This is a genomic window from Citrobacter sp. BIDMC107 (assembly GCF_001037575.1).
GTDB classification, from domain to species: domain Bacteria; phylum Pseudomonadota; class Gammaproteobacteria; order Enterobacterales; family Enterobacteriaceae; genus Citrobacter; species Citrobacter freundii.
The window spans coordinates 141,901-147,569 of the sequence record NZ_KQ089851.1 but is presented as its reverse complement, the minus strand read 5'-3'; the positions used below and the strand labels follow the sequence as shown (position 1 = coordinate 147,569).

Annotated in this window: 6 protein-coding genes and 1 pseudogene; 4 read left to right on the top strand and 3 right to left on the bottom strand. The window is 49.5% G+C overall.

Going from position 1 to position 5,669, the window contains the following annotated elements:
• Positions 1–231 (top strand): hypothetical protein (locus SK39_RS27710; RefSeq protein WP_231593839.1); only part of this gene is annotated, 231 nt, incomplete at its 5' end.
• Positions 232–481: 250 nt separating this feature from the next.
• On the opposite strand, the gene SK39_RS24790 is transcribed toward SK39_RS27710, so the two are convergent.
• Positions 482–1,179, bottom strand: a protein-coding gene (locus SK39_RS24790; protein WP_231593838.1) for an IS1 family transposase whose coding sequence is annotated in 2 segments (ribosomal slippage) — positions 482–930 and positions 930–1,179 — 699 coding nt in all. Because the reading frame shifts where the segments join, the coding sequence is not laid out codon by codon here.
• Positions 1,180–1,314: 135 nt separating this feature from the next.
• On the opposite strand from SK39_RS24790, the gene umuD reads away from it, so the two are divergent.
• Positions 1,315–1,746, top strand: coding sequence for a translesion error-prone DNA polymerase V autoproteolytic subunit (umuD, locus tag SK39_RS24780; protein ID WP_048217593.1), 432 nt, complete (start codon positions 1,315–1,317; stop codon positions 1,744–1,746).
• Positions 1,746–3,017, top strand: coding sequence for a Y-family DNA polymerase (locus SK39_RS24775; protein WP_032445155.1), 1,272 nt, complete (start codon positions 1,746–1,748; stop codon positions 3,015–3,017). The genes umuD and SK39_RS24775 overlap by 1 nt, the downstream gene beginning before the upstream one ends.
• Positions 3,018–3,098: 81 nt before the next feature.
• Here the strand turns inward: SK39_RS24775 and SK39_RS24770 are convergent, their stop codons facing one another.
• Together SK39_RS24770 and SK39_RS24765 are read right to left on the bottom strand one after the other, a co-directional pair.
• Positions 3,099–4,073, bottom strand: a complete 975-nt coding sequence (locus SK39_RS24770) for a ParB family protein (protein WP_000064119.1) — start codon at positions 4,071–4,073, stop codon at positions 3,099–3,101.
• Positions 4,073–5,278, bottom strand: coding sequence for an AAA family ATPase (locus SK39_RS24765; protein WP_032445154.1), 1,206 nt, complete (start codon positions 5,276–5,278; stop codon positions 4,073–4,075). Before SK39_RS24765 ends, SK39_RS24770 begins: the two co-directional genes overlap by 1 nt.
• 129 nt (positions 5,279–5,407) lie before the next feature.
• Between SK39_RS24765 and SK39_RS27705 the strand changes: the two are divergent.
• Positions 5,408–5,483, top strand: a pseudogene (locus tag SK39_RS27705) (hypothetical protein); the annotation flags it as partial.
• Positions 5,484–5,669: the final 186 nt, after the last annotated feature.

Genomic DNA, 5,669 nt, shown 5'->3' with positions numbered 1-5,669 from the left:
ACCTTGCCGGGCGCCGCTGCCGTGTGGGAATCGGCCCACCTTGCCGGGCGCCGCTGCCGTGTGGGAATCGGCCCACCTTGCCGCGCGCCGCTGCCGTGTGGCAATCCGCCCATCTTCATGACAAAAATTTGTCAAATGACAGGCTCATGTGTGCTGATTTATGTCAGACGGGATTTTGCTTATCAATTATTGAGAACAGAAATTTTCCTGAATCATCAATACTATACTTAGCAAGTAAAGGTGTTTTCTCATTTATCTGCTTGAGTGCAGGATCAAGGAAAGATCGTTTCAACTCTGCCAAGTTCTTCTGCTGGGATTCCGGTAAGACGAAACGGTCATTTAACCAAGCATGAGTAGTAACCCATAAGCCTGAAGATTTGAATTGAGCAAGACTTTTATAAAGGCGGATCGTCCGGGGATTTCGAAGACTGCCACAATCGCGGAGCGAGTAGGTGGTGAACTGGCCGGTAATGACTCCAACTTACTGATAGTGTTTTATGTTCAGATAATGCCCGATGACTTTGTCATGCAGCGCCACCGATTTTGAGAACGACAGTGACTTCCTGCCCAGCCTTGCCAGATGTAGTCTCAGATTCAGGTTATGCCGCTCAATGCGCTGCGTATATCGCTTGCTGATAACGTGCAGTTCTCCCTTCAGGCGTGATTCATAAAGCGGCCAGCCATCCGTCATCCATACCACGACCTCAAAGGCCGACAGCAGGCCCGGAAGACGCTCCAGCGTGGCCAGCGTGCGTTCACCGAATACGTGCGCCACAACCTTCCTCCGTATCCTGTCATACGCGTAAAACAACCAGCGCTGGCGTGATTTAGCGCCGACGTAACCCCACTGTTCGTCCATTTCCGCGCAAACAATGACGTCACTGCCCGGTTGTATGCGTGAGTTTACCGACTGCGGCCTGAGTTTTTTAAGTGTCGTAAAATCGTGTTGAGGCCAACGCCCATAATGCGTGCACTGGCGCGACATCCGACGCCATTCATGGCCATATCAATAATTTTCTGGTGTGTACCGGGCTGAGAGGCGGTGTAAGTGAACTGTAGCTGCCATGTTTTACGGCAGTGAGAGCAGAGATAGCGCTGATGTCCGGCAGTACTTTTACCGTTACGCACCACGCCTTCAGTAGCTGAGCAGGAGGGACAACTGATGGAGATGGAAGCCACGGGAGCACCTCAAAAACACCATCATACACTAAATCAGTAAGTTGGCACCATTACCCGGCAGGCGATCTGGATTATCGTCACGCTGTTAAATATACTGTATGCATAACCAGTAAAATTAGAGTATCAGGAGGAAAGATGAAGCTACAGTTTTTCAGCACCGGGAAAGAACACCCGCCACAGGCCCATCCATTGTTTGCCGATCTGGCCAGCTGCGGTTTTCCCAGCCCTGCCGCTGACTATGTCGAGTCCGATCTGGATCTCCATGATTACTGCATACGGCATCCGAGCGCGACGTACTACCTGCGTGCCAGCGGAGACAGCATGGCGGACGGTAGTCTGTACAATGGCGATCTGCTGGTTGTGGACAGTGCTGAAAAGCCGCGGCACGGCGATATCGTTGTCGCCAGCGTACAGGGGGAGTTTACGGTTAAACGGCTTCTGCTGACGCCTCGACTGACGCTGCAGCCCATGAATGCCTCCTGGTCTCCGACTTATCCTGACCCCGATGAGCTGGATATCTTTGGCGTCGTCACGCATATCATCCACCGCCCGAGGGAGATGTACTGATGTTTGCCCTGGCCGATGTGAACAGCTTCTATGCCAGCTGTGAACGTGTTTTCCGACCGGATTTGAAAGGAAAGCCGATAGTCGTCCTGAGCAACAACGACGGGAACGTAATCGCTCGCAGTGCCGAGGCGAAGCGCTGGATCAAAATGGGAACTCCGTGGTTTCAGATAAAAAACGAAAGATACCCGGAAAAAATATATGCGTTTTCAAGTAACTATGAACTTTATGCCTCGATGTCGGCGCGCGTGATGAACAGCCTGGAGGAACTGGCCCCCAGAGTGGAACAGTATTCAATTGATGAGATGTTCCTCGATTTGACCGGCGTGGAGCACTGTATGGAGCTTGAGGACTTCGGCCGGCAGCTGCGTCAGCACGTGTATGACTGTACCCACCTGACCATTGGCGTGGGCGCCGGACCAACGAAGACCCTCGCAAAATCAGCCCAGTGGGCCTCAAAAGAGTGGAAACAGTTTCGTGGCGTACTTGCTCTGACCAGGGGAAATCCGCAGAGAACGCGGAAACTGCTTTCACTGCAGCCGGTTGAAGAAATCTGGGGGGTGGGTAACTGTATTGCACGCAAGCTGAATGTACTGGGCATTAAGACCGCGCTCGATCTCGCCCTGACGAACCCGGCCTTCATCCGCAAAAATTTTTCTGTGGTCCTTGAGCGAACGGTACGTGAACTGAACGGGGAAAGCTGCCTTTCGCTTGAGGAAGCCCCTCCGACGAAACAGCAAATTGTCTGCAGCCGCAGTTTTGGCGTGAAGATCACGGAGTACGAGTCACTCCGTCAGGCTATCTGTCAGCACGCAGAGCGGGCCTCTGAAAAGCTGCGTAAAGAGCACCAGTATTGCCGGCATATTTCCGTTTTCATCAAAACGTCTCCGTTCGCCGTTAAAGAACCTTACTACGGCAACGTGGCTACGGAAAAACTTCTTACACCCACTCAGGACACCAGGGACATCATTGCAGCCGCCACAACGGCTCTGGAGCGTATCTGGAGGGATGGACACCGGTATGCCAAAGCCGGAGTTATGCTGAATGACTTCACCGGCTCCGGCGTTTCGCAGCTGCAGCTGTTCGACGAACGCCCGCCACGCCCTTACAGTGCTGAGCTGATGAAGGTTCTGGACGGGATCAATAACTCAGGGCTGGGTAAAGTATGGTTTGCGGGGCGGGGTATTGCCCCGGAATGGCAGATGAAACGGGAGATGCTTTCTCCTGCTTATACGACACGATGGTCAGATATTCCTGCAGCGAAACTGGCGTAAAACTTTGGCGATTTCACCTTGAAATTCTCAGCCTAAACTGCCTAATTACAATAAGTTAGATGTGAAATCGCCATGGCGAAATTATTGACTCAAATTTCTGTCAAGGACCTCGTTGATAGCCTTGTCCAGTTCATCCTGAATCACTTTTGACATACGGCTAAACTCATAAGTCAGCGTACGCCCTTTCACACGCTTACGCGCGAACTTGTCCTTTTCTTCAAAAGACCAGAGTGGGGAAACCACTGACTTTTCCTTGGGAGATGGATCTATCAATGCCTGAGATGCCTGAGAAATCAGCTTCAGTATACTGGCTTTCTGTTCGTCTTCTGGTCGCTCGCCTTCACTCAAAATTGCATCGAGCTGAGCTGATACAGACTGAATGAGTTCTTCAGGCGTTAATCCCTTTTCACTGAGTTTTTCATTAACTTCTAAAAGAAGTTTATAGTCACTAAACGATAGCTCCGACTGAACCGGGAACAGAGAAATCAAGTCTTGCGGTACGGCCGCCGCCTGCAGCGCCCTGGTAACTTTAGCTTGAGATAACCCCTCCAGTTCAGCAATTTCCTTTTGATTAAATCCGGACTCTTTAAGAGCGATCAATCTCAGGCCAATCTCCCGAAGATTATGTTCTTTAGCTGTCTGGATATCTTTAGCCAGTTGGCGAGCTTCATCAGCTGATAAATGCTCTTCGGTAACCATTACATCAAGGCCTGTACGGACAAAAATTGCTGAGGCTCGCCGTCTTGAACCATCCAGTATCTCAATCCTTTCACTTTGCTTAATACCAATACAGGGAAAGAACTGCTGAAACTTAATCGTCTGGATAATGGATTTCAGGGATTCCCTGGTCAGTGCAAGTTGATCTCTTCCGTTGTTTTCCTGGTTTACGAAGGTCTTACTTTCAACTTCAGATGCAGGCACCCGAACAAACCTGAACGTTACCTTCCTGCCGGTTTTTAAGGTAAATACCTGGCTTCTACCGGTGTCCGTCATTTCCGCAATTGACGCTTGGGTATTTAACTGTCTGCCGATGGTTTTTCTTTTCTCATTCGACATCACATACCTCCGTTAGTACGAATGAACTCGATGCGATCAAAGACTGCCTTCGCAAAGTCTTCCGCTGCTGATTTTGCGCTTTTTAGTGCCTCTGTACTTCCATCATAGGTTGCTGGATTTGCTGAAATAACTGTGTCAAAAGTCTCCCCACAGCGTTCGAAACCATCCAGTCTCGGCAGAACCATGTCTAGCATATCGGCACCGAAAACCTCTTTGGCCTGACTATGGCAAATTTTGTGATCAGACTTGTTCAGGATCTTGGACATGAAGCCGACATTACCGATGAGATTGCAGGTGTGCCCATCCATTTCAATGGAATCTATGAGGGCAGGGAGGCTGGCCACAAACTTCAGGGAAGAATGAAAATCAACCGTAGCCGGTGGAAGAGGGGTCAACATCAGGTCTGCCGCCCCAATACAGTTTTTCAGGAACGCATCAAGGTGAGGACCACTATCAAGGAAAATAAAGTCGTAGTCATGCTGGAGCTTATCGATAATGTTATCTTTAAGCACAGCATGAATATTTTTCCCTGGAAGATGTTCTTCACACAATCCCTTCCAGCCTTCAGCAAGGAATGCATCGTCAATGGAAGCGGGGATTACATCAACACCAGGGATAATAGACGGTACTATAAAATCGGAAAGTAATTCTTCACGAGACACGTTCTGGAGCATGGCCTGAGCAGCCGTATTTTCAACCAGGCCCACTGAATTTTCATGGCTCAGGAACATTGTCAGAGATGCCTGCGGATCGAAATCGATGGCCAGTATACGCAGGTCTTCGAACAGAAGCTGAGGATGAGCTCGAAAAGCATGTGATAATGAAGCGGTAGAAACTGTCTTGGAACCACCACCTTTAAGATTACATACAAAAATCGTAAAGGCTTTATCAAAGCGATCCCTGTACTTGGGTACTTTACGATGGTTATACAGATCGATGACATTCTGAATCGTCATCGCGTATTTCATCGTATTGCCAGAAGGTTTCTTTTTGAAAATGTAGCCACCGGCTTCCATTTCGGCCACAGCATACTCAACACTGCCTTTACTGAGCTTAGGCAGCTTATACAGAGCGGCTTTGCTGTATTCCTGATAGAACTCGGTAAGCTTCAATTCCTCTTTTTGCTGGCGGATACTCTCGCTCAAAGATGTTAGAAGCTTACCTGCACGTGTAGCAACTTTCCGTAACTGCTCAATATTGTCCATTTATCACCTCATGACGTTTTTTGTCATTTTGAACAAAAAGAGTCATGTTGCAAGCAAAAAATCATATTGTTTTGATTTCGCTCTCAACAGGAGGGGGAAGAAGTTCGACGGGCGTGCCACTCAATCACAGTGCCGCAACACGCAGACGCACTTATGACCATCACACAACAAGTCGTACAAAAGGGTATAGAGAAAGGTATCAGCGCTCGCCGCAGCCATGTAACCGAGCGTAGCGAGCGAACTGGCGAGGAAGCGAAGAGGAACCGTTCCGGCAGATAGCTCTTACGCTCAGCTCAAGAAGAGTTTTCCATCCTCTGTGGGAAACAGGTCAACTTCGCGGACGGCCCGGACTGTGGGAAACAGGTCAACTTTGCAGACGACCGGGACTGTG

What these genes read in the sequence shown, in the direction of transcription:
- umuD (WP_048217593.1), top strand. Translation starts at nt 1,315, where the DNA reads ATGAAGCTACAGTTTTTCAGCACCGGGAAAGAACACCCGCCACAGGCC.
- SK39_RS24775 (WP_032445155.1), top strand. Translation starts at nt 1,746, where the DNA reads ATGTTTGCCCTGGCCGATGTGAACAGCTTCTATGCCAGCTGTGAACGT.
- SK39_RS24770 (WP_000064119.1), bottom strand. Translation starts at nt 4,073, where the DNA reads ATGTCGAATGAGAAAAGAAAAACCATCGGCAGACAGTTAAATACCCAA.
- SK39_RS24765 (WP_032445154.1), bottom strand. Translation starts at nt 5,278, where the DNA reads ATGGACAATATTGAGCAGTTACGGAAAGTTGCTACACGTGCAGGTAAG.